General features: G+C 39.7%; 27 protein-coding genes. 22 read left to right on the top strand and 5 right to left on the bottom strand.

Going from position 1 to position 26460, the window contains the following annotated elements; all coding sequences use genetic code 11:
• Positions 1-154 precede the first annotated feature (154 nt).
• Positions 155-355, bottom strand: coding sequence for a hypothetical protein (locus MTCD1_RS02575; protein ID WP_058026436.1), 201 nt, complete (start codon positions 353-355; stop codon positions 155-157).
• A gap of 280 nt (positions 356-635) precedes the next feature.
• On the bottom strand, positions 636-818 hold the full coding sequence (locus MTCD1_RS02570; RefSeq protein WP_057179922.1) for a hypothetical protein: 183 nt from the start codon (positions 816-818) through the stop codon (positions 636-638).
• A gap of 173 nt (positions 819-991) precedes the next feature.
• Between MTCD1_RS02570 and MTCD1_RS02565 the strand changes: the two genes are divergently transcribed.
• From MTCD1_RS02565 to nqrM, 22 genes are all read left to right on the top strand, one after another.
• A complete protein-coding gene (locus MTCD1_RS02565) occupies positions 992-1873 on the top strand; it encodes an ABC transporter ATP-binding protein (protein ID WP_057179923.1) in 882 nt (293 codons plus the stop codon).
• 33 nt (positions 1874-1906) lie between these two features.
• Positions 1907-2926 (top strand): ABC transporter permease, encoded by a 1020-nt coding sequence (locus MTCD1_RS02560; protein ID WP_057179924.1) that lies wholly within the window; start codon positions 1907-1909, stop codon positions 2924-2926.
• A gap of 240 nt (positions 2927-3166) precedes the next feature.
• Positions 3167-4285 (top strand): beta-ketoacyl-ACP synthase III, encoded by a 1119-nt coding sequence (locus MTCD1_RS02555; RefSeq protein WP_057179925.1) that lies wholly within the window; start codon positions 3167-3169, stop codon positions 4283-4285.
• A 20-nt stretch (positions 4286-4305) separates the two neighbouring features.
• Entirely contained in the window at positions 4306-4956 is a 651-nt protein-coding gene (locus MTCD1_RS02550; protein ID WP_057179926.1) for a hypothetical protein, read from the top strand.
• Positions 4957-5022: 66 nt separating this feature from the next.
• Positions 5023-5346, top strand: coding sequence for a cell division protein FtsB (gene ftsB / locus MTCD1_RS02545; RefSeq protein ID WP_057179927.1), 324 nt, complete (start codon positions 5023-5025; stop codon positions 5344-5346).
• On the top strand, positions 5346-6059 hold the full coding sequence (gene ispD, locus MTCD1_RS02540) for a 2-C-methyl-D-erythritol 4-phosphate cytidylyltransferase (protein ID WP_057179928.1): 714 nt from the start codon (positions 5346-5348) through the stop codon (positions 6057-6059). Before ftsB ends, ispD begins: the two co-directional genes overlap by 1 nt.
• 11 nt (positions 6060-6070) lie before the next feature.
• The gene (gene ispF / locus MTCD1_RS02535) at positions 6071-6583 is read left to right on the top strand and encodes a 2-C-methyl-D-erythritol 2,4-cyclodiphosphate synthase (protein WP_057179929.1); all 513 of its coding nucleotides are present in this window, start codon (positions 6071-6073) and stop codon (positions 6581-6583) included.
• 55 nt (positions 6584-6638) lie between these two features.
• Positions 6639-7733 carry a tRNA pseudouridine(13) synthase TruD gene (gene truD / locus MTCD1_RS02530; RefSeq protein WP_057179930.1) on the top strand — a complete coding sequence of 365 codons (1095 nt, stop codon included), beginning with the start codon at positions 6639-6641 and terminating at the stop codon, positions 7731-7733.
• 14 nt (positions 7734-7747) lie between these two features.
• The gene (gene surE / locus MTCD1_RS02525) at positions 7748-8503 is read left to right on the top strand and encodes a 5'/3'-nucleotidase SurE (RefSeq protein ID WP_057179931.1); all 756 of its coding nucleotides are present in this window, start codon (positions 7748-7750) and stop codon (positions 8501-8503) included.
• A gap of 19 nt (positions 8504-8522) precedes the next feature.
• Entirely contained in the window at positions 8523-9173 is a 651-nt protein-coding gene (locus MTCD1_RS02520) for a protein-L-isoaspartate(D-aspartate) O-methyltransferase (RefSeq protein ID WP_057180325.1), read from the top strand.
• Positions 9173-9751: a YqaA family protein gene (locus tag MTCD1_RS02515; protein WP_057179932.1), complete on the top strand. Its 579-nt coding sequence runs from the start codon at positions 9173-9175 to the stop codon at positions 9749-9751. Before MTCD1_RS02520 ends, MTCD1_RS02515 begins: the two co-directional genes overlap by 1 nt.
• An 86-nt stretch (positions 9752-9837) precedes the next feature.
• On the top strand, positions 9838-10701 hold the full coding sequence (locus tag MTCD1_RS02510; protein ID WP_057180326.1) for a peptidoglycan DD-metalloendopeptidase family protein: 864 nt from the start codon (positions 9838-9840) through the stop codon (positions 10699-10701).
• Positions 10702-10814: 113 nt separating this feature from the next.
• Positions 10815-11705 (top strand): RNA polymerase sigma factor RpoS, encoded by an 891-nt coding sequence (rpoS, locus tag MTCD1_RS02505; RefSeq protein ID WP_088568896.1) that lies wholly within the window; start codon positions 10815-10817, stop codon positions 11703-11705.
• Between the two features lie 234 nt (positions 11706-11939).
• A complete protein-coding gene (locus MTCD1_RS02500; RefSeq protein ID WP_159459895.1) occupies positions 11940-15080 on the top strand; it encodes a ligand-binding sensor domain-containing protein in 3141 nt (1046 codons plus the stop codon).
• Between the two features lie 486 nt (positions 15081-15566).
• Complete coding sequence (locus MTCD1_RS02495) at positions 15567-16904, top strand: Na(+)-translocating NADH-quinone reductase subunit A (RefSeq protein WP_057179935.1); 1338 nt, start codon at positions 15567-15569, stop codon at positions 16902-16904.
• Positions 16905-16906: 2 nt separating this feature from the next.
• Positions 16907-18118, top strand: coding sequence for an NADH:ubiquinone reductase (Na(+)-transporting) subunit B (locus tag MTCD1_RS02490; RefSeq protein WP_057179936.1), 1212 nt, complete (start codon positions 16907-16909; stop codon positions 18116-18118).
• Positions 18111-18923: a Na(+)-translocating NADH-quinone reductase subunit C gene (locus MTCD1_RS02485; protein WP_057179937.1), complete on the top strand. Its 813-nt coding sequence runs from the start codon at positions 18111-18113 to the stop codon at positions 18921-18923. Before MTCD1_RS02490 ends, MTCD1_RS02485 begins: the two co-directional genes overlap by 8 nt.
• Positions 18923-19546, top strand: coding sequence for an NADH:ubiquinone reductase (Na(+)-transporting) subunit D (locus MTCD1_RS02480; RefSeq protein ID WP_057179938.1), 624 nt, complete (start codon positions 18923-18925; stop codon positions 19544-19546). The genes MTCD1_RS02485 and MTCD1_RS02480 overlap by 1 nt, the downstream gene beginning before the upstream one ends.
• Positions 19547-19550: 4 nt before the next feature.
• A complete protein-coding gene (nqrE, locus tag MTCD1_RS02475; RefSeq protein WP_057179939.1) occupies positions 19551-20174 on the top strand; it encodes an NADH:ubiquinone reductase (Na(+)-transporting) subunit E in 624 nt (207 codons plus the stop codon).
• Positions 20175-20243: 69 nt separating this feature from the next.
• Positions 20244-21467: an NADH:ubiquinone reductase (Na(+)-transporting) subunit F gene (gene nqrF, locus MTCD1_RS02470; RefSeq protein ID WP_057179940.1), complete on the top strand. Its 1224-nt coding sequence runs from the start codon at positions 20244-20246 to the stop codon at positions 21465-21467.
• 257 nt (positions 21468-21724) lie between these two features.
• The gene (locus MTCD1_RS02465; protein ID WP_082606425.1) at positions 21725-22756 is read left to right on the top strand and encodes an FAD:protein FMN transferase; all 1032 of its coding nucleotides are present in this window, start codon (positions 21725-21727) and stop codon (positions 22754-22756) included.
• A 193-nt stretch (positions 22757-22949) separates the two neighbouring features.
• Positions 22950-23180: a (Na+)-NQR maturation NqrM gene (gene nqrM, locus MTCD1_RS02460; RefSeq protein ID WP_057179941.1), complete on the top strand. Its 231-nt coding sequence runs from the start codon at positions 22950-22952 to the stop codon at positions 23178-23180.
• Positions 23181-23355: 175 nt separating this feature from the next.
• On the opposite strand, the gene dxs is transcribed toward nqrM, so the two are convergent.
• Genes dxs through MTCD1_RS02445 form a run of 3 tightly spaced genes read right to left on the bottom strand, consistent with a single transcriptional unit; the run spans position 23356 to position 26453 of the window.
• Complete coding sequence (dxs, locus tag MTCD1_RS02455; protein ID WP_057179942.1) at positions 23356-25248, bottom strand: 1-deoxy-D-xylulose-5-phosphate synthase; 1893 nt, start codon at positions 25246-25248, stop codon at positions 23356-23358.
• 54 nt (positions 25249-25302) lie between these two features.
• Positions 25303-26205, bottom strand: coding sequence for a polyprenyl synthetase family protein (locus tag MTCD1_RS02450; RefSeq protein ID WP_057179943.1), 903 nt, complete (start codon positions 26203-26205; stop codon positions 25303-25305).
• On the bottom strand, positions 26205-26453 hold the full coding sequence (locus MTCD1_RS02445; RefSeq protein WP_057179944.1) for an exodeoxyribonuclease VII small subunit: 249 nt from the start codon (positions 26451-26453) through the stop codon (positions 26205-26207). Before MTCD1_RS02445 ends, MTCD1_RS02450 begins: the two co-directional genes overlap by 1 nt.
• Positions 26454-26460: the final 7 nt, after the last annotated feature.

The following is a 26460-nucleotide window of genomic DNA, read 5'->3' as shown; positions in this document are numbered from 1 at the left end:
CAAGGCGCCTCTTTTTATTAAGGGTTATTCCCTTAAAAATAGAGTCAACGATGAGCATTATTTGTTCAGGCATCCCCGTAGGGCCGGTTTAGCAACGCTTTATGTTACGTTATTGATTTCGACAATAGAATAACTATTTTCTTCAATCAATGCCTTACCTAAAGGCATTGCTAATTCCAGCTGAATCCTGCATCTTGAAGTAACATGGGTATATATAGTCACAGCGTTTGTCACCACAAAAGTGGATATCCTCATGCTGCAGTAACTTGTCCAAATAAAAGCTAATCGTTTGAGCTAAACCGTTACTGGCATTACTTTGATAAACGGTCAGTAGCATAACTAACCAATTTTCCATATAAGTAACCTGAACTCTGGATAAGCAGCACTTGCTCAATATTCCCCTTTATCCGATTCTCAGCGTTAACACGTCGATAAATAACCCGTTATTCATAAACGTGTTGCCTTGATAATCGAATAAATTGAAACATTGATAGTGTATATTGCTACTTAATCTTGTATATTTTGTTGTTAACAACCGTAAGTCGTTGTTTTTACTTAACCATCAAATACTCATTATCCAGAATTCAGGTTAAGTAACCTCTTTTGATGTGGCTAGGCACATAATTATGTTCTCCCTAGAGCACATCACTGTTGGTACTACTTGCTAGTAAGGTATGCCAAATAACAGCCTTGGCATTAGCATTTAAACATTTGCAGTCACCGCAGTGTAGTAAACCTGAATCGAGTAAATGAGTAAGTAGATTAGTTGATATCTCTACTTGTACTTTATCGGCATTATTAACAGCTATAGTGTTCATATCTATCCCCCCATGTTTATATTAAGCATAAACAAAGAAACCAATCAATGCAAATGATAATCATTATCATTTATCGGTTTTGCTTAAACTGATTGAAAGTAAATGTTATTTAGTTTTACTAACGCCCCTTAGTCAGTACAATATGGGTAGAAATTGAGCAATAGGGAGCAGTTATGATCGCCGCGGTAAGCGTACAGTCACTTAGTAAATATTATAAAGATGTTTGCGCCGTTGATAAGGTGAGTTTTGACGTATTACAAGGACACTGTTTTGGTCTTTTAGGGCCCAATGGTGCGGGTAAAACCACGACTATTGAAATTATGGAAGGCATTATTAGTGCCTCTTCAGGGCAAGTGCTTTATCAAGGTCAGCTGGTTGATAGCCAAATATCTCAACAAATAGGTATTCAATTTCAAAATACCGCCTTACAAGACTTTTTAACCGTTAAAGAAACCCTTAATTTATTTGCTGCTTTTTATCAAAATACTGTCGCGCAAGAGCAATTAATCGAATTGTGTGATTTAAAAGATTTTATCGATCGCGATAATCGCTTGTTGTCGGGGGGGCAGAGGCAACGATTACTACTGGCGTTAGCCTTGATCAACGATCCTAAAATTATCTTTCTTGATGAGCCAACGACCGGTTTAGATCCTCATGCCAGACGTAACTTTTGGCAATTGATCACAAATATTAAAGCGCAAAATAAAACCATTATTTTGACGACTCATTATATGGACGAAGCTGAACAGCTTTGTGACGATATCGTTATCATGGATAAAGGCAAGATAATTGCTGCAGGTACTCCACATCAATTACTTGCCAAACACTTCGACGATATTTTTATCTACCTTCCCCAAGCACAGGTCCCTCATGAACTGGTAAGCGAGTATGGCTGGACTAAATTAGCTGATCGCATTGAAATTACCAGTAAAAACGTTGAAAAAACGCTAAGGCTGTTGATGGCACAGGGGGTTTCTCTTGATGGCTTGCATGTTAAGTCAGCTAACCTCGATGATTTGTTTTTGAAACTTACCGGTCACTCACTACAGGCCTAGCTAATAGAGCACTATTACACTTTAGGAAAGCTTATGAATTTTAATCGTTTTTTTGCTGTTTTTAAAGCGCGGAATATTGAGTTTTTCCGTGATAAGTCATCACTTGGCTGGAACTTGTTATTCCCGGTTTTATTATTAGTAGGCTTTTCATTTATTTTTTCGGGTGACGGTCGACCAGCCTATAAAGTGGGTTTGCTTATTCAACCAGAGCAAAGACAAAACTCGGCTCAATCAGCACTGACTCAATTACGTTATATTGATTTTATTGACTATAGCGATGTGGCTTTAGCGAAAGAAAAACTTAGCCGCCATAGTCTTGATTTGTTAATAGACTATAACACTCAGCGTTATTGGGTAAATGAAGAGTCATCAAAAAGCTATTTAGTTGAAAAAATATTCCTTGGCCAGCAATCAGGTTTTACTCGCTTAGCAAGTAGCGGCATAAGTATTCGTTATATTGATTGGGTCTTACCGGGTGTTTTAGCGATGAATATGATGTTTAGCTGCCTATTTGGTGTTGGTTTTGTCATTGTGCGCTATCGGAAAAACTCAGTATTAAAACGGTTGAAAGCAACGCCGCTATCGGCTTTTGAATTTGTATCCGCACAATTGTTGTCACGTTTATTTATCGTGATGTTTATGTCAACGGTGGTCTATAGTGGCTGTAATGTCTTTTTTGATTTTTATATGCTGGGCAGTTATATCGATTTATTTATTATTGGCGTATTAGGCGCTTTGTGCTTAATTAGTCTCGGACTACTGGTGGCAAGTCGTAGTAAAAGTGAAGAGCTTATTGGTGGCTTATTGAATTTAACGTCTTGGCCTATGATGATGCTTTCTGGCGTTTGGTTCAGTTTAGAAGGGGCGCCTGATGCGCTGAAGACCTTAGCTGACTTTCTGCCACTGACCCATTTAGTTGCTGGCGCCAGAGCGGTAATTACCGAAGGAGCATCGCTCAGTGATATTAGTTTTCATGTTAATGCCTTACTGGCGATGACTAGTGTATTTTTACTGCTCGGGGCATATTTATTTAGTTGGAATACTGAACGTTAAATTATGGAACCTTAAGAGTAGCGCTTGAGTCGGCTAATTCATTTTTAAATAAAAATTGAACTGATGCTGTTGTTGTGTAGTATTATTGAATAAACAAGCAAGTAGCGTAAATCCGTTTGGTAGCTTAAGCCAAAGAGAACCATTGGCTGAGTACTTATCAAACCAGTATACTTGCATTGAATTATATCGTTGTAATAGTAACTACAATGGCATTTATCCCCTTATTTTAAGAGACCTATTATGGCAGTAGTGATTAGTGGAACCGGGTTGTTCACTCCAACACAGAGTATCTCAAATGATGAGTTAGTACACTGTTTTAACCAATATGTAGAGAAATTTAACCTTAGCCATAGTCAAGATATCGAAGATGGCAAGGTCACCGCGTTATCTCCTTCAGACAGTAGCTTTATTGAAAAAGCCTCGGGCATTAAAAGTCGTTATGTCATGGCGAAAGAAGATATTTTAAATGTTGATGTTATGGCGCCGCGCTTTACTGAACGCAGTAATGACCAGCTTTCCATGCAGGCTGAAATAGGAGTTGCCGCGGCTAAAGATGCTATGCAGGCAGCCAATAAAACACCGGCAGATATTGACCTGATAATCGTTGCCTGTGCATACACCCAACGCTCATATCCGGCGATGGCCATTGAAATACAAAAAGCTCTTGGTTGTGGTGGTTGGGGTTTTGATATGTTAGTGGCATGCTCTGCCGCAACGTTTGGCATTATCAATGCGGCCAATGCCATTCGTAGCGGCACAGCAAAAACAGTGTTGGTGATCAACCCTGAGATCTTATCACCACAAATTAATTATCGTGATCGTGATAGTCATTTTATCTTTGGTGATGTGGCTACAGCGTCTATTATTGAAGACGAAAGTACCGCCAATGGTGAGCACGTTTTTAAAATATTGAGTGAAAAACCCATCACCAATTTTTCCAATAATATCCGCAGTAATATTGGTTATATGAATCACTGCAGTCCTGATAAGGTTGATGATGTTGATAAGTATTTTATCCAACAAGGGCGTAAGGTTTTTAAAGAAGTTTTACCTATGGTATCTAACTTAATAATTAGTGAAATGGAAAAGCTTAACCTTGGCTCGGATGATATTAAGCGGCTTTATTTGCACCAAGCGAATATTAATATGAATAATTTTATTGTTAAAAAAGTCCTTGGTCGAGAAGCCCTTAGCAGTGAAGCGCCTATTATTTTGGATGAATACGCCAATACTAGCTCAGCTGGCTGTATCATAGCTTTGCACAAAAACAAGCAAGGCTTGGTCGCCGGAGATAAGAGTATATTATGTTCCTTTGGTGCGGGTTATTCTGCCTGTTGCTTAATACTGGAATATCTATAAATAATTAGTATCTGCGCCTTATGACACAGTCTAGCTTTTGGCAAAAACACACTGAGACCGGAGACTTTGCTGAATTATGCAATGGTCTTTATCAGCGAGAAATCGGCCTTATTGCTAAGGGTGATTATGCCAATGCTCAGGCTGTGCAGGCGCGTTTACAAAGTTTGCCTTATTACATTAATAGAACTGCACATGCCATGATAGAAGTTATCTATCAAGGGCTGTCGCCATTGCAACTGGACAGTCAAAATGCTACTTGGTCGGCAAAACAAAATACAAAAATACCTTTATCTGGTCAAGAAACGCCGCAAGAGCGTGCTAAGGTTTTTACCTGGTACTTACAAGAAGATATTAGTGTTGGGCTAGCTGTGCCGGTGTTGCTGGTTGATCATATTATTATTGATTGCATTGATCGCATCGATGTCGATAAGCAAAGGTTACGTACCAATGTTGCTGGCTGGTTTTCGTTAACCGCTTTCAATAGCGCGAATGAAGACAAGGGCGTCGGTAAACAGCTACTTAAGCCGAATAAAAAAATAATGGTCTCCGCTTGCGCAGGTCATTATTGGCAAAGAAATAGCAGGCAAGTTCCTATTATTCCTAGCTTGCGAGAATTACTATTATCTTGCTCTATTAACTGGAAAAACTTCAAAAAACCCTTGGCTATTTAACTCTGCCCTTAGTTAGGTATAATAACGGTAAAATTCTCTACTTTTTATATCTTATTTTAGGTTGTTATGCGCGTATTTACCGCTATTTTACTGATAATATTAGTTTTACTGCAATACCGACTTTGGTTCGGTAAAAATAGTGTGCCTGATTATCTGCTCTTGAAAGAAAATCTAGTCCGCCAGCAAAGTGCTAATGAAAAGCTACAGCAACGCAATAAATTACTTTATGCCGATACTGACGATTTGAAGTTAGGGCTTGAGGCCATAGAAGAGCGAGCTCGAAACGACTTGGGTATGATCAAAGTAAATGAAACTTTTTTCCGGCTAATACCGACAGAAAGTGGCAGTCGTCATGTAAGTAATAATATCAATGACAAGGTGATTCATTAATGGTAAAAATACAACAGTTTGTTGTCATTGTCCCTGCAGCTGGTGTAGGTAAACGAATGCAAGCCAATTGCCCCAAACAATATCTACGTATAAATAATAAAACAATTCTTAGCCATACTGTGATGCGGCTGTTAAGCCATCCGTTGATCACCCAGGTTATTATTGCTTTAAGTGAAAACGATGAATATTTTAGTGAATCCGATTTAGCTGACCATAAAGATATTATTCGGGTCAAAGGTGGCGCTGAGCGGGTAGATTCTGTGCTCAGTGGTTTACAAGCGGTTGATGGACAAAAATATCCTTGGGTGTTGGTCCATGATGCAGCGCGTCCCTGTGTTAGTCACCAGGATATTGATAAACTCATCAATGAATGTCAAAAAAATGATTGTGGTGGGATTTTGGCGACAGCTGTTCGAGATACCATGAAACGAGGTATTGCTACAGCAGGTGGTATGTGTACGATTGAAAACACCGTCGATAGAGAGCAATTATGGCATGCTTTAACACCACAACTTTATAAAACAGAAGAATTAACTCATGCCATAGAGCAAGCAATGGCACTTGGTCTGCCAATCACCGATGAAGCCTCAGCAATGGAACATGCACATCATAAAAGCCTAATCGTTGTTGGCAGTAGTGAAAATATAAAAATAACTCACCCTAATGATTTAGCATTAGCTGAATTTTATTTAAATAAGCAAAGAGCTAGATAAAGGACGACACAATGCGAATAGGTCATGGTTTTGATGTACATAAATTTGGCGGTCAAGGGCCTCTAGTGCTCGGTGGGGTGAAAATTCCCTTTGAACAGGGCTTTATTGCTCACTCAGATGGCGATGTCGCTATTCATGCTCTGTGTGATGCCATCTTAGGGGCATTATGCTTGGCTGATATTGGCAATCACTTTCCGGACACCGATGGCCAGTATAAAAATATTTCCAGCAGAATTCTCTTACGTCATGTGGTGGCGTTAATGACAGCTAAGGGTTTTCAACTAGGTAATGCCGATATTACCATTGTTGCTCAAGCACCCAAAATGGCGCCTCATTTATTCGCTATGCGTACCTGTTTAAGTGAAGACCTACAAACAAGTATTGGACAAGTTAATGTTAAAGCGACCACGACAGAAAAGTTGGGCTATACCGGACGAAAAGAAGGTATTTCAGTACATGCTGTGGTTTTATTGATGCCAATAGAGCAAGCACAGCCTCCTGTTGAGAACGAACAAGATATTTAGTTGGCTTTATGCCTTTTCAGCGAACTCATTACCACATTAGAAGAAGATTGATAACATGTTGACAGAACACGCCTACTTGTACGGAAAACCAGAATCGAGAGGTTTATTGCGTAGCCAAATAACAGACTTTAAAGTTTTTGAACAATTACCTTTTTTACCCTGTGGTGAAGGGGAACATTTATTTGTTCATCTTCGAAAAACAGGGGCTAATACCTTATTTGTCGCTCGAGAACTCGCTAAATATTTTCAAGTGAAAGAGCAACTTGTTTCCTATGCGGGCTTAAAAGATCGTTTTGCGGTTACAGAGCAGTGGTTTGGTGTGCATGTTCCGGGTAAAAAATCCTATAATTTAGACGACTTACGTATTGAAGGCGTTGAGATCCTGTCCTACCAGCGACACAATAAGAAATTACGCACAGGTGCATTAACAGGCAATCGCTTTGAATTGATTTTACGTGAGGTGAGCGCTATCAAAGCCTTGACAAAACGATGGCAAAAAATTGTTGAACAGGGTGTGCCAAATTATTTTGGCGAACAACGTTTTGGTATTGGTGGCGGTAATATAGAGCGTGCTTTAGCTTTATTTTCAGGTCAAAAAGTAAAAGATAAAAAAAAGCGTGGTATGTATTTGTCAGCAGCCCGCTCTCATATATTTAATGCTGTGCTGAATGAGCGTATAGAGCAACAATGTTTTGATAAAGTGGCGGTTGGTGACGTATTAATGTTAGCCGGTACTCAATCAGTTTTTCATCTTGATGAGCTGGATAACACGATAAAACAGCGTTTTGTTGATAAAGATATTGATATCACCGCACCTATGTGGGGCGCTGGTGAACTGATGACTAGCAATGAGCCGCTGCTCCTTGAGCAAAAAATAGCCCAAGAAAATGATGAGTTATGCCAAGGACTGCCACGTTTTGGTTTAAAACAAGAACGTCGACGTATTCGCTTAACTGTCAGTGAAACAGCGATTGAATTGTTGTCAGCAGAAGAGGCAACGAGCACAGTAAAAATTAGCTTCTTTTTACCTGCTGGCTGTTATGCTACCACCATTTTACGTGAGCTATTGAACTACCAAGATATGACCGCGCGCATTGATAAAAGAGAAAATAGTGCTAAGCCGGTAGCTGCAACGCCAGATAATAAGTAATGGATAGGAGTAAGATGAAAATATTATTGAGTAATGATGATGGTGTACATGCCTTAGGCATCAAGGTGCTTTATGAGGAACTGGCTAAGCACTTTATCGTTAATGTGGTTGCCCCAGATAGAAACTGTAGCGGTGCCAGCAATTCTTTAACATTACTGAACCCTTTACGAACCCAGCAGTTAGACAATGGTTTTACCTCGGTAAATGGCACACCAACAGATTCAGTGCACTTAGGGCTTAGTCAGCTTTATACCGATTGTGATTTAGTGGTTGCCGGCATCAATAAAGGCGCCAACTTAGGTGATGATACTCTGTATTCCGGCACTGTGGCGGCAGCAACTGAAGGGCGTCATATGGGCATGCCGGCTATTGCAGTATCCTTAGCCGGTAAAAACGAGCAGTATTACCAAACGGCGGCGATTGTTACCGCGAAAATAATCCAACGTCTGCGTACCCATCCATTACCAGCAGACCAAATTTTAAATATCAATGTGCCTGACATTCCTTTGACTGAGCTTAAAGGTATACAGGTAACACGTTTGGGGCACCGACACAAAGCTGAAGGTATGCAAAAAATGCAAGACCCATGGCAGCGAGATATTTATTGGTATGGCTTGTTAGGCGAGGAGTTAGACGGTGGCGAGGGAACAGATTTTCATGCGGTAGCTAATGGTTATGCTTCGGTGACGCCGCTCACCGTAGATATGACTGCTTACGCCAGTATTGAAAATATTAAAAGTTGGCTCACTGAGCTTAACTTATCAGCTTAAATCGAGATGTATTTTTATGATGTCTAGTCGTATAGGCGGAAAATCAAAACGCAGCGGTGAATTGCTGGCGAAAAAGTTACAAAGTGAAGGCATCAGTAATACTGCCGTTTTACAGGCTATTGCTCAATCACCGCGGCATATTTTTGTGCCTGAGATATTGGCACATAAAGCCTATGACAATACCGCCCTACCTATTGGTCAAGGGCAAACTATCTCACAACCTTATATCGTTGCTAAAATGTCTGAGTTATTACTGGCAGCAGGACGACCGAAATCTATATTGGAAATAGGTACAGGCTCGGGTTATCAAACCTCTATTTTAGCTCAGCTAACGGATAAGGTTTTTTCAGTTGAGCGAATTAAAGCCTTACAGTGGCAAGCTAAGCAGTGCTTGCGGGCAATGGATTTACATAATGTCGCGATGAAGCATGGTGATGGCTGGCAAGGCTGGCAGAGTAAGGGGCCATTTGAGGCGATTATAGTGACGGCGGCTCCTGCGAGTGTACCACCAGCATTACTAAGTCAACTTGCTGATGGTGGACGCTTAATAATCCCTGTAGGCGAACAAAGTCAAATTTTAAAAATAATCACCCGAGATGGTGATACTTTCAACGAAGAGCAAGTAGAAGCAGTGCGCTTCGTACCTTTAGTACCCGGAGATTTATTGTAGTGAAAATATTTTCTAGTCTTTATCAGTGGACTTTACGTTGGGCTGAACACAAGTTTGCACCACGAGTCTTAGCTGTACTTACCTTTGCAGAGTCCATCTTTTTCCCTATCCCACCGGATGTGTTACTTGCTCCTATGGTTTTAGCTAAGCCGCACAAGGCTTGGTATTTTGCCAGTTTAACCACCATCGCGTCTATTTTGGGCGGCGCTGTTGGCTATTGGCTTGGCTATTTAATGTTTGAACCTTGGATCCAACCGCTAGTAACAGAGTTTGGTTACCAAGACAGGTTTAATACCGCTATTAATTGGTTTAGTGAATGGGGTGTTTGGGTGGTATTTATTGCCGGCTTCTCGCCTATACCTTATAAACTATTCACCGTCAGTGCTGGCTTTTTACATATGGCTTTTTTACCTTTCTTTATTGCTTCAGCAATAGGACGAGGCTTACGTTTTTTCATGGTTGCTGGTCTAATAAAGTGGGGCGGCAATGCCATGGAGCAGAAAATACGTCAATGGGTTGATGTCCTAGGTTGGGGCTTTGTCGGTGCCATAGTCGTTGGCTATTTTGCTTTACGCTAAAGTGGGTTTTTATTCCATAATATGTATATGAATAATCAGCTGATCCGGTTGCTAAAGCAAAGGGAACTTCGTCAATGGGAGTATTTGTGAGTGTTTTTCGTACAGTAAAATACACATTTGCTTACTTTATATTTGCTATGACAATTTTTTCTTGTAGTAGCAGGAATACACCTGCGCCAGTCTCAAATATACACAGTACTAATATCTTAGGTGAACGTAACAGAGCTACGATAAAATCTACGCAATACACTGTAAAGAAAGGCGAAACTCTTTACTCCATCGCTTGGCGAGCAGACTCTGATGTGAGAAGAATAGCTCAGCTAAATAATATATATTCACCCTATCGAATCTACCCAGGACAAAAATTATTTTTAGTGGCACAAAACCTTAAAAAAACAACGAAAGTAAGCAAGGGTAAGGTGCCGAATAAAAAATGGACTAAAAGCTCTACCGCTAAGCAGGAATATAGTCAAAAAAATACGCTTGCATCTACCAAAAAGCAGGCGTATGGTGAAAATGTAAGCACTCGGAAATCATACCAAAACAGTACTTTACCAAGGGTTGATTTTTCACAAAAAATCAGTCGTTGGCAATGGCCCGTTAAAGGCAAAGTTGTTAAGTTGTTTTCTAATAGTGCTCAAGGTAATAAAGGCATTGATATTACTGGCCGCCGAGGCACTATAATTAAATCTTCGGCACAAGGTAAAGTGGTATACGCAGGGAACGCTCTTCGGGGCTACGGTAAACTCATTATTATAAAACATAACGATGACTACCTGAGTGCTTATGCCCACAACGACCGTATTCTCGTTAAAGAGCAACAACGCATTAACATAGGAGATGTTATTGCCACCATGGGAGATACGGATACCAACAAAGTAATGCTTCATTTTGAAATACGCTTTCGAGGAAAGTCGGTCAATCCTTTAAAATATTTACCAAAAAAATAATGTTATAAAATAATAGCAATAAATAATAAGTCTTAAGATAAATACTAAAAAAAACTGGAGTTACCGTGAATATTTAAATATTAAAACAAGCTTTGCCAATCTGGGAGAATAGCATGGTCAAATTACAAGAAGAACAAAGTACTGTAGAATCAAAGGAAGACGTATCATCTAATTTAGATGCGACGCAGATTTATTTAAGCGAAATTGGTTTTTCACCATTGTTAACCGCTGAAGAAGAAGTATATTTCTCACGTTTAGCCCTTAAAGGGGATGAGCCATCACGAAAACGTATGATAGAAAGTAATCTACGTTTAGTGGTTAAAATTGCCAGACGTTATAATAATCGGGGACTGCCCTTATTAGACTTAATCGAGGAAGGTAATTTGGGTTTAATTAGGGCGGTGGAAAAATTTGACCCGGAACGAGGCTTTCGCTTCTCAACCTATGCCACATGGTGGATACGCCAAACCATTGAACGGGCAATAATGAATCAAACCCGGACCATTCGATTACCCATACATGTTGTTAAAGAACTTAATATTTATTTGCGTGCATCACGTGAATTAATTCAAAAGCTTGATCATGATCCCACCGCAGAAGACATAGCCACTCACCTTGATAAACCGGTTGCTGATGTCAATAAAATGTTGCGGTTAAATGAGCGTATTGCCTCTGTCGATACACCTTTTGCTGGGGACTCTGATAAAGCACTACTTGATGTGATTGCGGATGAAAAAAGCGCTGGTCCAGAAGGTGACCTGCAGTCTGAAGATATGAGTAATAATATTATTCATTGGCTAAATGAGCTTAATACTAAGCAAAGAGAAGTGTTAGCAAGGCGTTTTGGTTTACTTGGCTATGAAGCCGCAACCTTAGAAGATGTAGGTTGTGAAATAGGCTTAACTCGTGAGCGTGTTCGCCAAATTCAAGTAGAAGCATTAAAACGATTACGTGATATTTTATCACAGCAAAATTTATCAATCGAAGCTATTTTTCAGGCCTAAGTAAAATCATAGTGGTAGTTAAGTAGTTAACATAGCCGAAGCCTAACAATAGCAGCAAGACGTTTAAAGCAGCAATATTCATTGCTGCTTTTTTGTTTATTAAATCGCATATGTACCGGTACTTATTGCAAAAATTCAGCTCTTATACTTTACTTAATTGACCTAGTATAAAAAGTGATCAATTAGAGGTGTGAGTTGAGCTTTAAGTTAGTCAAACCTTTCATGTATTACTTTATGCTTATGCTACTTTTAGTGTGGCAAACTGCTCATGCTAATTTAGCCTATAGCAGCTTTTTATCCCCCCAATATCATGTGCAAAGCCCGTTGGGATCTTTGCAGATTGAAAACCTGACCATCTTCACCATGTTTCAAGACCATCAGGGTTTTATTTGGTTGGGCACATCTGACGGGGTATTACGCTATGATGGCTATGAGTTTAAAAGTACCAGTAAAGACTTTGAGCAGTTAGAGGTTCGGTCTATCATCCAAGACGATAATAAAGATCTATGGTTTGGCACCCGTAATAAAGGCCTAGTAAAACTGGCCAGTAGCAATCAAAAAATAACACTATTTCAGCATGATAAAAATAATCCCCATAGTTTGAGTCATAATAATATTCGCAAACTGTTACTTTCCAAACAAGGGGAACTCTATATTGCCACCTCGGGTGGCGGTCTAAATAAATTCAATGCCGATAAAGATAATTTTCAGCGAATACCTTTAGGGGATAGCCAAAATTATTCAACATTATATTTACGTGATTTGGTCGAAAGTAACCAGGGTGATCTATGGATAGCCACTCGAGATTTCGGGGTAATAAAATTGCATAAGCGCACAGGCAAGGTAACTTATTATCAAACGAGTGCCACAGATAGCAGTACGCTGTCGAGTAATATGATTCAATCTTTGTCATTTGATGACAGCAACCATAAATTATGGGTTGGTACCTGGGGTGGCGGCTTAAATTTACTGGATATAAATACTGGTAAGGTGAGACGACTCTACCTCGACAGCGGCGATAAAAGAAAAGTTGGACCACAAACTATTGTTACTATGATGAGGGACAGAGAAAATATTTTATGGTTAGGTACACTTAATGGCGTTGTTTATTTTGATCTGACGGCAGAAAAGTTTTCTTATTTGAAAGACGAGTACCCAGATTTTTCTACGCTGGGGCATGCGGCTTATTATGCTTTGATGTGCGATGAATATGGTAGTATCTGGTTAGGTAGTTGGCGTGGTAAATTGCATTTTCTTGCTTTAGACGACCATAACTTTCATTTGGAAAATTTAACGCCATACTTTCCCGGCAGCAGGCATGAGAAATCGATATCATCGATTCTTACTGACAACTCAGGTGATATATGGCTGGGCACCGAAGCAAGCGGCGTGCTCCATCTAGATGCGAATATGCAACTGATTAAGCATTTTCAACACCACAAAACTGAAAAAAATTCTCTCTCGGATAATGCAATAACCACTATTAAGCAGCAAAAAAATGGTGATATTTGGATTGGCACTAGCAATGGTGGCCTAAATAAATACCAAAAAGAATCAGATGATTTTATTACTTTTACCCTAATTAATAAACATGGCGGTAGTAGCTCAAGCAATTATATCAGTGAAATATTTGAATTTAATGACAAGCTACTTATTGGTACTGCTAAAGGCTTATATGAATTTAATTTATCGAAAAAAGAAGTAACCCATGTAAATTTAGTTGGCAGGAGACAAACCGACTCGAGTAATGGCTCTGTTGATGCGATTTTTCTCGATAGCCGTTTAAGATTGTGGTTAGCGACGACTGAAGGGATATATTTAAAAACAAGTGATAGGCCATTTGAACTTGTCTTTAGCTTTAACGAGCAGCTGCCAGCGCGCAGTGTTCGTTTCTCTACTGTAAGCAAAATAGCCGAAGATGATCGGCAGAATATTTGGTTCGCCACCAATACCGGCTTATGGAAAATTGATCAAATTGAAAAGAATACCCATGGCTATACAGTATTAGTACTACACCAGCATTTATCAACTACCTTAGCTGGACTGCAAAAAGATAACGCCGGCATGTTTTGGTTAGCAAGTAATCATAATTTATATCGATTTTCACCAATTAGCTACCAACTTGAGACTTTTAGTCTATTAAATGGCATAAAGGGCAGTTTTAATATTGCGGCTCATGCGCTAGCGAGCAATAACTACTTATATTTTGGTTCAAACTATGGGCTACTATCATTTGACCCTACGAAAATTGAAGTAAAAAACCATCCAGTTAAAGTCACCATTGTTGATCTGCTACTAGCCAATAAGTCAGTACAGGCTAAGGAAAATAGTAATATTCTCACTAAACCTATTTATCAAACTCAACATTTAACACTTCAGCATAATGAAAATATAATTTCATTTGATATCTCTGCCTTGGATTATAGGCAAGCGAATAAGATTATTTATCAACATAGGTTACTTGGTTTTGATGAGGCTTGGGTAGAAAGCTCCGCTAAAAATAGGCGTATAACGTATACCAATTTAAACCCGGGGCAGTACACTTTATCAATTCGGGGAGCCTATAGCTTTAAGCCAATATGGGGCGAAAGCACTGACTTAGCTATCACGATATTACCACCTCTTTGGTGGGCATGGTGGGCGAAATTAATATATGCATTTATCGCATTATTGTTACTTAAAATTAGCTATAACTTACATAAACATAGAATTCTTTTTATCGCTTATGAGCAAGCGGCCTTAACCGATTCATTAACGGGTTTGAAGAATAGGCGCTTTTTAGAAAGTACCATCGATCAAGATATTTCTCAATCGATGCGCTTGAAAAAAGATAATACCCCCAATGCTGATGTGACTTTCTTTTTCGCGGACATTGATTTTTTTAAAGAGGTAAATGATAAATACGGCCATGAATCTGGTGATATGGTGTTGAAACAATTTGCCACTTTACTACAAGATGTTTTTCGCTCTTCTGATCATATTATTCGCTGGGGGGGAGAAGAGTTCTTAATCGTTTCACGTTTTACTCAAGCGAATAAAGCCCAAGAGATGGCCGAGCGTTTACGAACTAAAGTGAGTAATAAGTCTTTTGAAATAGCCAATGGTGAAAAAATCACTAAAACAGTGTCCATTGGTTTTACCACCATCCCCTTTGATCGCGCGGCAACTTGTCGCTTAAGTTGTTCACAACTCATTGAGGTAGCAGATAAAGCGCTTTATCATGTTAAAGATAATGGCCGAGATGGTTGGGCAGGTATTTCAGCAGGTGAAAATTTTGACTTGAGAAATTTTGAACATATTGGTGATTTTAATCTAATTGATAAAGTGGATAGTGGCGAGATTATCTTAGTGAGTAAGTTACTTCACCGCGAATGAAGATAAAATTAGTGGTTAATTTACGACGCTCATATCAACGGATTATTAGCTGATATATAAAAATATCACGTAATTATCAAAGCTTAATTCCAGCAGTAAAACGTAAGCATAACAGCTTAAATTCCGAGCAATAAAACCCCAGTAACGCGAATATTTTTCTATCTAGGTTTAGTTATCAGCAAAAACTAGGCAAAAAGTATATTAATAGACTAAATTGTAATGAAAAATAGCGAATGGTCGTAGAACAAAAAGGCCATTTTGTGCTAATATCGCGCCAGAAAATTTTAACTTAGAGCCAGTGGGTTTTTTTCTTTGGTGGTAACGCTAAAAATTAATTCTTCACTGAAATACACTGAAATTGGTGAATTAAATTTATCTAATTGATATTTATGCATTTACTCCATTTATATGGTTTAAGCGCCGATATTCATTAGATAAACTAACGAACTGATTTTTATACTCCCATCAAAAGTAGTGCAAGTGTTTATGATTACAATAAAAAAAGGCTTGGATGTTCCGGTAAAAGGCGCTCCCCAGCAGGTAATCCATGATGGTCCGTCCATCAAAACCGTTGCAACACTCGGTGAAGAGTTTGTGGGTATGCGTCCAACCATGTTTGTTAAAGTGGGTGATCGTGTTAAAAAAGGTCAAGTGATTTTTGAAGATAAAAAAAATCCTGGCGTTAAATTCACAGCTCAAGCTGCCGGTGTTGTTAAAGAAATTAACCGTGGTGAAAAACGTGTTTTACAATCAGTTGTTATCGATGTTGATGGCTATGATCAAGAAACGTTTACCAGTTACTCAGCCAATAAATTAGGTACTATCGCTCGTGCAGACGTAGTGAAAAACCTAGTCGATTCAGGTTTGTGGACTGCGTTACGAACTCGCCCATTCAGCAAAATTCCTGCCATTGATAGTGAGCCAGCTGCGATTTTTGTTAGCGCCATGGATACTAATCCATTAGCGGCAAATCCTGAAGTCATCATTAATGAACAAAGTGAAGCGTTTAAAAATGGTTTAACCATTTTATCTCGTTTAACGACAGGTAAAGTATTTGTTAGCAAAGCACCTGGGGCAAATATCCCAGTAGATGACAATGCCACAGTGACTGAATTTGCTGGCAAGCACCCTGCAGGTCTTGTCGGTACACATATTCACTTCTTAAAATCAGCGAGTGCCGACAGATTTGTTTGGCATCTTGGTTATCAAGATGTTATCGCCTTTGCCAAATTATTCACTACCGGTGAACTTGACAATAATCGTGTTATTTCACTTGCTGGCCCAGCCGCCACTAACCCACGTCTAGTACGTACGGTGTTAGGTGCAAGTACTGCTGAATTATCAGCGGGTGAAGTCATTGACGGTGAACTACGTGTTGTTTCTGGTTCATTGCTAATGGGCTCTACCGCGACAGCTGTTCACGGTTACTTAGGTCGTTATAACGTACAAGTATCATTAATTCTTGAAGGTCGTGAAAAAGAGTTTATCGGTTACATGTACCCAGGTGCAAATAAATTCTCGGTAACACGCGCATATTTGTCGCACTTGTTCCCAAGTAAATTATTTAACATGACCACTACGACTAACGGTAGCCCACGCGCTATGGTGCCAATTGGCAACTTTGAGCGTGTTATGCCATTAGATATTTTAACTACCTTGTTTTTACGCGATATTTGCTCTGGTGATACCGACGGCGCGCAACAACTAGGTGCCTTAGAGCTAGACGAAGAAGATTTAGCACTGTGTACATTTGTTTGCCCTGGCAAAACAGATTACGGTGTTATTCTTCGTGATTGCCTAACCACAATCGAAAAGGAAGGTTAGTCATGGGCTTGAAAAAGTTTATTGAAGATATTGAACCGCATTTTGAAAAAGGCGGCAAACATGAGAAATGGTTTGCACTTTACGAAGCCGTTGCTACCGGTTTATTTACTCCTGGTTATGTGAACAAAGGTAAAACCCATGTTCGTGATAGCATCGATTTAAAACGTATCATGATCACAGTATGGCTTGCGGTTTTCCCAGCCATGTTCTTTGGTATGTATAACATTGGTTATCAAGCTGTTGACGCATTAGCGGCGGGTTATGCTTTACCACAATCTTGGCAAGTTGATTTATTTACCTTGCTTGGTGGTACACTAACGGCCAGTGCTGATACCTTTAGCATGATGCTCTATGGTGCCTGTTTCTTCCTACCTATCTACGCGGTAACGTTTGCCGTTGGTGGTTTCTGGGAAGTGCTTTTTGCTGCAGTGCGTAAACATGAAGTTAATGAAGGTTTCTTCGTTTCTTCTATTTTATTCGCCCTTATCTTGCCAGCGAGTATTCCATTATGGCAAGTAGCCATTGGTATTACTTTTGGTATAGTTATCGCTAAAGAAATCTTTGGTGGCACAGGTAAAAACTTCTTAAACCCAGCATTAGCAGGTCGTGCATTCTTATTCTTCGCTTACCCAGCACAAATCTCGGGTGATGCAGTATGGGTTGCAGTTGACGGTTTCTCTGGTGCAACTATGTTAAGTGCTTTCAACGCTGCTACTCCAAGTTTAGTTGATTACTCAGTTAACGCTGATTGGTGGAGCGCTTTTTGGGGCTTTATCCCAGGCTCTGTTGGTGAAGTATCAACATTTGCTATCCTTTTAGGTGGTGCATATATCCTTTATAAAGGCCTTGCTTCATGGCGCATCGTTTTAGGTGTCTTTGGTGGCATGGTTGCGACTTCATTACTATTCAATTTAATCGGTAGTGAGTCTAATGCTATGTTTGCTATGCCTTGGCACTGGCATCTAGTTATTGGTGGTTTTGCCTTTGGTATGATGTTTATGGCAACAGACCCAGTGTCTGCTTCATTTACCAATACCGGTAAATACTGGTTTGGCGCTTTAGTTGGCGTGATGGTGGTATTGGTTCGTGTTGTTAACCCTGCATTCCCAGAAGGTATGATGTTAGCTATTTTATTCGCTAACTTGTTCGCACCATTGTTTGACTACTTTGTAGTACAAGGCAATATCAAACGGAGGCTTGCACGCAATGTCTAATACTAAAAAACCCGAAACGGTTGCCGGTACGCTGATCTTTGTTTTAATTATTTGTTTAGTGTGTGCTGCTCTGGTATCAGTGGCGGCAGTGGGCTTGAAACCATTACAAACGGCTAACAAATTACTGGATAAGCAAACTAAAATTCTTGAAGCATCAAATATATTAGCTATTGCTTTAAAGCCAGAAAATATAAAAAATGCGGGTAGCGAAGATAAAAGTATCGTAAGTACTTACAACAAATATGTTGTTGCTAAAATGATTGACCTTGATTCAGGGGCATTTATTGACGGTGATGTTAATGCTTTTGATGAACGTAGCGCGGCGCGTGATGTGACTCAAAGTATTAAACCTAAAAATGATATCGCTGGTATTAACCGTCGTGCTAATAGTGCGGTTGTTTATTTAGTTAACAACGAACAAGGCCAATTAACCACTATCGTCTTACCTATTTTAGGTATGGGCTTATGGGATTTAATGTATGGCTTTGTTGGCTTAGAAGCGGATTTAAATACCGTTAGCAGTGTCATTTACTCTGACCTTAAGGAAACTCCTGGATTAGGCGCTGAAGTGCTGAACCCTAAGTGGAAAGCCTTATGGCCAGGTAAAAAAATGTTTAACGAGCAAGGTGATATTGCCATTAAAATCGTTAAAGGTGGCGCTAAAAAAGGTGACATTCACGGTGTTGATGCTTTATCTGGTGCGACATTAACCAGTAATGGTGTTGAGCATACTTTACATTTTTGGTTAGGTGATGAGGGCTATGGTCCTTTCATCAACAAATTTAAAGACGGAGGGCTTGATTAATGTCTTCAGATACTAAAAAAGTCCTCTTTGGACCTGTTGTTGATAACAATCCTATTGCTTTACAAGTATTAGGGGTTTGTTCTGCGCTTGCTGTTACCAGTTCTATGGCTAATGCGCTAGTAATGTCATTGGCGGTAATGTTAGTTACGGCTTTCTCTAACTTGTTTATTTCGATTATTCGTAAGCAAATACCATCAAGTGTGCGGATTATTGTGCAAATGGCAATTATTGCCTCACTAGTCATTGTGGTTGACCAAGTTTTGAAAGCCTTTTCATATCAATTATCGAAAGAGCTATCAGTATTTATTGGTCTGATCATCACTAACTGTATTGTTATGGGTCGCGCTGAAGCTTTTGCAATGAAAGAAAAGCCAGGTGTGAGTTTCTTAGACGGTATAGGTAATGGTTTAGGTTACGGCGCAGTATTAATGGTTGTTGCTTTTTTCCGTGAATTATTCGGTTTTGGTACTCTGTTCGGTGTTGAGATATTTCAGTTAACACAAAACGGTGGCTGGTATCAAGGTAACGGCTTATTGGTATTACCATTTAGTTCATTCTTCATTATTGGTTTAATCATCTGGGCAATTCGCCAGTGGAAACCTGAACAAGTAGAGAAGGATTAAACCCATGGAACATTATTTAAGTATTTTTATTAAAACCATCTTCATTGAGAATATGGCGCTAAGTTTCTTCTTAGGTATGTGTACCTTCTTAGCTGTGTCTAAGAAGATAAGTACCGCCATTGGCTTAGGTGTTGCAGTAGTCGTGGTATTAGGGTTAGCAGTTCCTGCTAACCAAGTTATCTACCAAGCTATTTTAGCGCCTGGAGCACTTGATAGTCTAATGGGCATAACGGATCCGAAAGAATCAATTGACCTTAGCTTCTTGTCTTTTATTACTTTTATCGGGGTAATTGCTGCCTTAGTACAAATATTGGAAATGATTTTAGATAAATATTTCCCAGCTTTGTATCAAGCACTTGGCATCTTCCTACCTTTAATTACCGTTAACTGTGCCATCTTTGGTGCGGTATCCTTTATGGTTGCGAAAAACCTTACCTTTGGCGAAAGTGTTGTTTATGGCATTGGCTCAGGTGTAGGTTGGATGTTAGCAATCGTATTGATGGCTGGTTTACGCGAAAAGATGAAATACTCTGACGTACCAGACGGTTTAAAAGGTTTAGGCATTACGTTTATCACTGCTGGATTGATGGCCTTTGGCTTCCTTTCTTTCGGTGGTATTTCCCTGTAACTCAAGGTTAATGTTGGTTTAACAGTGAAAGTTGCTGTTAAACCCTTAATAAAATTAAAGGAAAAGTCGATGGAAATTATTCTCGGCATATCAATGTTTACCGCGATAGTATTACTTTTGGTGTTAGTGATTTTATTTGCTAAATCAAAATTAGTTTCTTCAGGTGACATTACAATTAGTATTAATGGCGACCCAAGCAAGTCAGTGACTGCTGCTGCGGGTGGCAAATTGTTAGGCGTATTAGCAGACCAAGGTATTTTTATTCCTTCAGCATGTGGCGGTGGCGGTACTTGTGGTCAATGTCGTGTTGACGTGCATTCAGGTGGTGGTGATATTTTACCTACTGAAGAAGGACATATTACTAAGCGTGAAGCCAAAGCTGGTTGTCGTTTAGCCTGTCAAGTTGCTGTTAAGCAAGACATGGTCATTGAAGTCGAAGATGAAATCTTCGGTGTGCAAAAGTGGGAATGTGAAGTTATCTCTAATGATAACCAAGCAACCTTCATCAAAGAATTAATATTAAAAATTCCTGATGGCGAATCTGTACCGTTTAAAGCCGGTGGTTACATTCAAATTGAAGCCCCAGCCCATCATGTCAAATACAGTGATTTTGACATTGATGAACAGTACCGTGGCGATTGGCAACACTTTGGCTTCTTCGATGTTGAATCAAAAGTTGATGAAGAAACCTTACGTGCTTACTCAATGGCAAGTTACCCAGAAGAAGAAGGCATTATTATGCTGAACGTGCGTATTGCTACGCCGCCTCCGGGTAAGTTACATTTACCAGCGGGTAAAATGTCTTCATACATTTTTAGCCTTAAGCCAGGTGATAAAGTGACTATTTCTGGTCCTTTTGGTGAGTTTTTCGCTAAAGAAACTGATAATGAAATGGTCTTTATTGGTGGTGGTGCTGGTATGGCGCCGATGCGTTCTCATATCTTTGACCAACTTAAGCGCCTTAAGACTAAGCGTAAGATTAGTTTCTGGTACGGTGCACGTTCTAAACGTGAGATGTTTTATGAAGATGATTATAACGGCCTAGCGGCTGAAAATGACAACTTTGTCTGGCATGTTGCCTTGTCTGATCCGCAACCAGATGATAACTGGGATGGCATGACTGGTTTTATTCATAATGTTCTTTTCGAAGAATACTTGAAAGATCACGAAGCGCCAGAAGATTGTGAATACTACATGTGTGGTCCACCAATGATGAATGCTGCTGTTATCGGTATGCTTAAAGATCTTGGTGTAGAAGACGAAAATATAATGCTAGATGACTTTGGTGGCTAATATTTTAACTTAAGCTTGCCTAGTGGCGCTATTTCATCGTTAGATGTACTCACCTATAGTCATAGGCTCCGTGCATCCGCCTTGAATTAGTTCCACTATTCAGCGCTTAACTTTAAATATACTGTTGAAGAGCATTTAAATAAAGACGACTTAGGTCGTCTTTTTATTTTAACAACCGATTAAAGAAAATAGCTTATTTATATCACTATATTTTTCAGCCAAAAATATAGCGATATAAATAATAATTTGGAATCTTTATGAATAAACTTAAACTGCTGTTGTTAACCGTTTTAGCGATAACTTTATCCGCTTGCTTTCCTAGTAATCATTCAAATAAAATAGAGGTGTTACTGCAAGGCCGAACTATGGGCACTACCTATAGTGTTAAAGTAGTGGCGACAGAAGAACAGTTGCTGGCACTGCAATTACAGCAAAAAATTGATGCTGCACTGCAACAAGTTAACCAAGAAATGTCGACTTATCTAGAGAACTCGGAAATATCTCTCTTTAACCAATCGAAATCAACTGACTCTGTCGAAGTGTCGGCAGGTTTTGCTCGGGTACTAAAAGAGTCAATTCGTCTTGGTAAGTTAAGTGGCGGTAAGCTAGATGTTACCGTTGGCCCCTTAGTCAATTTGTGGGGCTTTGGTCCAGAGCAGCGTCCTGAAAAAATACCCAGTGATGAGATATTAGCCGCGACCAAAAAACGGGTTGGGTTACAGTATTTAACGTTAGTGGGCAATCAACTTGCTAAGAAAATACCGGATTTATATATAGATTTATCTACCATAGCGAAAGGCTATGGCGTCGATGTTGTGGCTGAGTTAATTGAAAGTCATGGCTTTACCAACTACCTAGTGGAAATAGGTGGAGAAATGCGTCTAAGAGGCTTTAAGCATACAGGTGAGTTGTGGGCTATTGCCATAGAAAAACCAATTCTCGATCCAAGTGGCAAAGAGCGAGCAATACAGCAAGTCATTATTCCTAAAGATAATGCCGTAGCAACGTCTGGTGATTACCGTAACTACTTTGAAGTCGATGGTCGACGTTTTTCACATATTATTGACCCAGATACCGGTAAACCCATCAATCATAATTTAGTCTCGGTAACGGTAATTCATCCTTCCTCGATGACAGCTGATGGTTTATCAACCACCTTGATGGTGATGGGCATGGAAAAGGGCATGGATTTTGCCGTTGAAAATGATCTGGCGGCATTATTTATTGCTAAGACTGAAAATGGCTTTGAGGAGCGATTTACGGTAAAATTCCGTCAATATTTGAAATAATAATACCATTCTACATAAAGAGCTCTGTAATCAAAGGGCTTTCTTATAGCGTTGAGTATAATACTAGCGACACTTTCTGTTTTTAGAAATAGTGGGCACTGATATTATTTAAAGCAATGACTCTTGTCCCGAGCATTGGCAGTTTTTAGTTAAATTAATTAGAATAAGTTAAGTAAGTTGAGAGCATAAGATTATGATGATTTTCTTTATTACCTTTGGTTTTTTCCTTATGGTAGGAGCTGCGATGGCAGTCGGTTATATTTTTCAGAATAAAACCTTGGCGGGCAGTTGTGGTGGTTTAGCCAGCGTTGGTATTGGCAAAGAGTGTAATTGTGACAATCCGTGTGAAAAGCGACAACAGCGTGAGAAAAAAGCCGCTCTTGAGCTAAACTTGCAAAATAGAATTGATGTTAAGAATTTATAATAATTGCACTTTATATTATTTGATAAGTTACTAAGTAGCATGGTTAATTAGTCAATACTAGTAAGGCTCACCGGTAAGGCCTGACCATGAAAACACTACTAAAAAAGGATAATGAATGACTCATTATCCTTTTTTAATGTTCGCTAACCCTGGTCAGATTAGCAATATATTGTTACTAGCCAATAAACTTAAGTATTTTAGCGACAATTCCTTGGGCATCTAGGCCTAAATCATGGTGCACTTCTTCTTGAGTACCATGTTTAACAAAATGATCAGCAACACCTATATTGAGGATACTCACCGGCTTGCCCTGTGCTAGTAGGTATTCATTAACGCCTGAGCCAGCACCACCGGCAATGGCATTATCTTCAATAGTCACCAGACAGTCATGATTGGCATTGAGCTGATCAATCAGTGTTTCATCTAGTGGTTTGATAAAACGCATATCTACCAGCGTGGCATTAAGCTCTATGGCGGCTTTCTTTGCTTGAACTAACATCGAGCCAAAGCTTAATATGGCAATGCGTCGACCTTTTTGCTCCTTACCTTCTGTACTTGTGCCATTGAGGATGGTTACCCCTTTACCAATTTCTATCGTTTCATCAACACTGGGCAGAGTTGCCCCCGTACCATTGCCACGAGGATAACGGACAACGCTAGGACCATTTAATCTAAAGCCAGTATTAAGCATTAACTGACATTCACGTTCATCTGATGGCGCCATAATGACGGTATTTGGAATACAACGTAAAAAGCTTAAATCAAACACACCCTGATGAGTCGCACCGTCAGCACCGACAATACCAGCACGGTCAACGGCAAACATTACCGGTAAGTTTTGGATGGCAATATCATGTATAAACTGATCATAACCACGTTGTAAGAAAGTTGAGTAAATGGCAACTACTGGCTTTTGTCCACCGATAGCAAGGCCAGCTGCAAAAGTGATTGCATGTTGCTCTGCTATTGCTACATCAAAGTATTGCTCAGGAAAACGTTGGCTAAATTCAACCATACCAGAGCCTTCAGCCATTGCTGGGGTAACAGCGACTAATTTACTGTCCACTTCAGCGGTTTTACATAACCAATCGCCAAATATTTTTGAATAGCTAGGTAAGCTAGGTTTTGCTTTAGGTAAATGGGTATCTTCAGGGTTAAATTTAGGTACCGCATGATACTTGATTGGATCTTGTTCAGCGGCTTGATAACCTTTACCTTTTTTAGTGGCAATATGTAGTATTTGCGGACCTTTAAGGTTACGCATGTTTCTAATAGTGTCAACTAAGCCATTAACGTCATGGCCATCTATTGGACCAATATAATTAAAACCGAGTTCTTCGAAGAAGGTACTTGGCACAATCATGCCTTTTAAGTGCTCTTCAGCGCGACTAGCAAGCTGTTTAATAGGGGGAATATTGCTCAAAATCTTTTTACTGCCCTCACGTAAACCAGCATAAAAACTGCCAGAGAGCATTTTTGCCAAGTGATTATTTAGCGCACCAACATTTTGCGAAATAGACATTTCATTATCATTTAAGATAACCAGCATATCTTTGTTAATGTCGCCAGCATGATTTAACGCTTCAAAAGCCATGCCCGCCGTCATAGCGCCATCACCGATAACGGCTACAGTTTTACGGTTTTTACCTTCTTTCTCTGCTGCGACCGCTAAGCCTAAGGCCGCCGAAATTGAAGTGCTAGAATGGCCAACACTTAAAACGTCATACTCACTTTCTTCACGCCACGGAAAAGGGTGCAAGCCATCTTTTTGTCTGATGGTATGTAATTGGTCACGTCGCCCGGTTAGAATCTTATGAGGATAAGCCTGATGGCCTACATCCCAAATTAAATGATCGAATGGCGTGTTATAAACATAATGTAAGGCAACAGTGAGCTCAATGGTGCCTAGGCCAGATGCAAAGTGGCCACTACTTTTACTCACTGAATTTAGTAAGAAACTGCGCAATTCATCACTGACACGTTTTAATTGCTGTTGCGGTAAATTGCGTAGCTCTTTTGGTGTATTAATTTGGGCAAGTAGTGGGTAGTCAGCAAGGTTTGTAGTCATAGTTTGTCTATTGGTAATAATACGTTATTTTAAAGAGTTGCGCGGCTTAGATACTTAATGGCTGCGCTGCACAATAAAGGTAGCAAAATCTGCTAAAGATTGGGTATTGTAAGGTAATCTAGCCAAAGCTTGAAGCGCTTGTTGTAATAAGTTTTCAGCTTTGTCTTGTGCACCTTGTAAACCAAGCAGTGCTGGGTAGGTACTTTTGTTGGCAGCAAGATCCGAACCTACTGGTTTGCCAAGCTGCTCTTCTGTCGAGGTTAAGTCGATAATATCGTCTTGGACTTGGTAAGCCAAGCCAATAAGCTGGGCGTATTCACTTAATATTTTTTTGTGTTCACTGGTCACTTGTTCACTGCACTCGGCTGGCATCAATACGGCAGCTTGCAATAATGCCCCCGTTTTTAAGGAATGCAAGGTTTCTAATTCACTTAGTGGAATAGCTTTATCTGTTGCGGCTAGATCAAGCGCTTGTCCGCCACACATGCCTTGGTAACCTGAAGCGCGAACTAATTGCTGTATAAGTTTTACTTGCAGCGGAAATTTTGATGGACTGTTATTTGTTGAAAAACTGTGATTGGCCAAAATATCAAAAGCTAAGGTTTGTAAGGCGTCACCGGCTAAAATTGCGCTGGCCTCATCAAAGGCTTTATGACAGGTTGGTTTACCGCGCCTTAAATCATCATTGTCCATTGCCGGTAAATCATCATGTAAAAGTGAATAAGCATGAATACATTCTAAGGCACCCGATATGGCATCAATGTCATGCAGATTGGCATGTAACGCCTCGCCAGTGATATAGGCTAGGTATGGCCGCATACGTTTCCCTCCACTGAGCAAGCCATAACGCATGGCTGCAAGTAACTTTGGATCATTGATGGTTAGGCTATCAAGCTTGGCGGCTAGATAATCATTGATACGTTGTTGGAAATGCTTATATGAAGTCAGTGTGGTCATTAACTTTCGCTCACACTACTATCAAAATCCGTTAATTGGGCCGTGCCGTTTTTTTCGAGTAAAATTTGTACTTTTTGCTCGGCAGCTTGTAATTTTACCTGACTTAATTGGCTAAGATTTAAGCCACGCTCAAAAAGTGCCATTGATTCTTCTAAGCCCAAGTCACCTTGCTCTAAATTCTGTACTATGGTGTCAAGTTCATTTAATGATTCTTCAAAAGAGAGATTTTCTAGTTTCTTTTTAGCCATGATTATT

The organism is Colwellia marinimaniae (assembly GCF_002207865.1).
GTDB lineage: Bacteria > Pseudomonadota > Gammaproteobacteria > Enterobacterales > Alteromonadaceae > Colwellia > Colwellia marinimaniae.
Note: the sequence above shows the minus strand (reverse complement) of the source record. Positions and strands in the feature narration are given on the sequence as shown.

What these genes read in the sequence shown, in the direction of transcription:
- MTCD1_RS02450 (WP_057179943.1), bottom strand. Translation starts at nt 26,205, where the DNA reads ATGACCACACTGACTTCATATAAGCATTTCCAACAACGTATCAATGAT.
- ispF (WP_057179929.1), top strand. Translation starts at nt 6,071, where the DNA reads ATGCGAATAGGTCATGGTTTTGATGTACATAAATTTGGCGGTCAAGGG.
- ftsB (WP_057179927.1), top strand. Translation starts at nt 5,023, where the DNA reads ATGCGCGTATTTACCGCTATTTTACTGATAATATTAGTTTTACTGCAA.
- MTCD1_RS02445 (WP_057179944.1), bottom strand. Translation starts at nt 26,453, where the DNA reads ATGGCTAAAAAGAAACTAGAAAATCTCTCTTTTGAAGAATCATTAAAT.
- nqrF (WP_057179940.1), top strand. Translation starts at nt 20,244, where the DNA reads ATGGAAATTATTCTCGGCATATCAATGTTTACCGCGATAGTATTACTT.
- MTCD1_RS02485 (WP_057179937.1), top strand. Translation starts at nt 18,111, where the DNA reads ATGTCTAATACTAAAAAACCCGAAACGGTTGCCGGTACGCTGATCTTT.
- MTCD1_RS02465 (WP_082606425.1), top strand. Translation starts at nt 21,725, where the DNA reads ATGAATAAACTTAAACTGCTGTTGTTAACCGTTTTAGCGATAACTTTA.
- MTCD1_RS02575 (WP_058026436.1), bottom strand. Translation starts at nt 355, where the DNA reads ATGGAAAATTGGTTAGTTATGCTACTGACCGTTTATCAAAGTAATGCC.
- nqrE (WP_057179939.1), top strand. Translation starts at nt 19,551, where the DNA reads ATGGAACATTATTTAAGTATTTTTATTAAAACCATCTTCATTGAGAAT.
- MTCD1_RS02495 (WP_057179935.1), top strand. Translation starts at nt 15,567, where the DNA reads ATGATTACAATAAAAAAAGGCTTGGATGTTCCGGTAAAAGGCGCTCCC.
- MTCD1_RS02550 (WP_057179926.1), top strand. Translation starts at nt 4,306, where the DNA reads ATGACACAGTCTAGCTTTTGGCAAAAACACACTGAGACCGGAGACTTT.
- MTCD1_RS02560 (WP_057179924.1), top strand. Translation starts at nt 1,907, where the DNA reads ATGAATTTTAATCGTTTTTTTGCTGTTTTTAAAGCGCGGAATATTGAG.
- MTCD1_RS02570 (WP_057179922.1), bottom strand. Translation starts at nt 818, where the DNA reads ATGAACACTATAGCTGTTAATAATGCCGATAAAGTACAAGTAGAGATA.
- nqrM (WP_057179941.1), top strand. Translation starts at nt 22,950, where the DNA reads ATGATGATTTTCTTTATTACCTTTGGTTTTTTCCTTATGGTAGGAGCT.
- ispD (WP_057179928.1), top strand. Translation starts at nt 5,346, where the DNA reads ATGGTAAAAATACAACAGTTTGTTGTCATTGTCCCTGCAGCTGGTGTA.
- MTCD1_RS02520 (WP_057180325.1), top strand. Translation starts at nt 8,523, where the DNA reads ATGTCTAGTCGTATAGGCGGAAAATCAAAACGCAGCGGTGAATTGCTG.
- surE (WP_057179931.1), top strand. Translation starts at nt 7,748, where the DNA reads ATGAAAATATTATTGAGTAATGATGATGGTGTACATGCCTTAGGCATC.
- MTCD1_RS02565 (WP_057179923.1), top strand. Translation starts at nt 992, where the DNA reads ATGATCGCCGCGGTAAGCGTACAGTCACTTAGTAAATATTATAAAGAT.
- MTCD1_RS02490 (WP_057179936.1), top strand. Translation starts at nt 16,907, where the DNA reads ATGGGCTTGAAAAAGTTTATTGAAGATATTGAACCGCATTTTGAAAAA.
- truD (WP_057179930.1), top strand. Translation starts at nt 6,639, where the DNA reads ATGTTGACAGAACACGCCTACTTGTACGGAAAACCAGAATCGAGAGGT.
- MTCD1_RS02555 (WP_057179925.1), top strand. Translation starts at nt 3,167, where the DNA reads ATGGCAGTAGTGATTAGTGGAACCGGGTTGTTCACTCCAACACAGAGT.
- dxs (WP_057179942.1), bottom strand. Translation starts at nt 25,248, where the DNA reads ATGACTACAAACCTTGCTGACTACCCACTACTTGCCCAAATTAATACA.
- MTCD1_RS02500 (WP_159459895.1), top strand. Translation starts at nt 11,940, where the DNA reads ATGCTTATGCTACTTTTAGTGTGGCAAACTGCTCATGCTAATTTAGCC.
- rpoS (WP_088568896.1), top strand. Translation starts at nt 10,815, where the DNA reads ATGGTCAAATTACAAGAAGAACAAAGTACTGTAGAATCAAAGGAAGAC.
- MTCD1_RS02480 (WP_057179938.1), top strand. Translation starts at nt 18,923, where the DNA reads ATGTCTTCAGATACTAAAAAAGTCCTCTTTGGACCTGTTGTTGATAAC.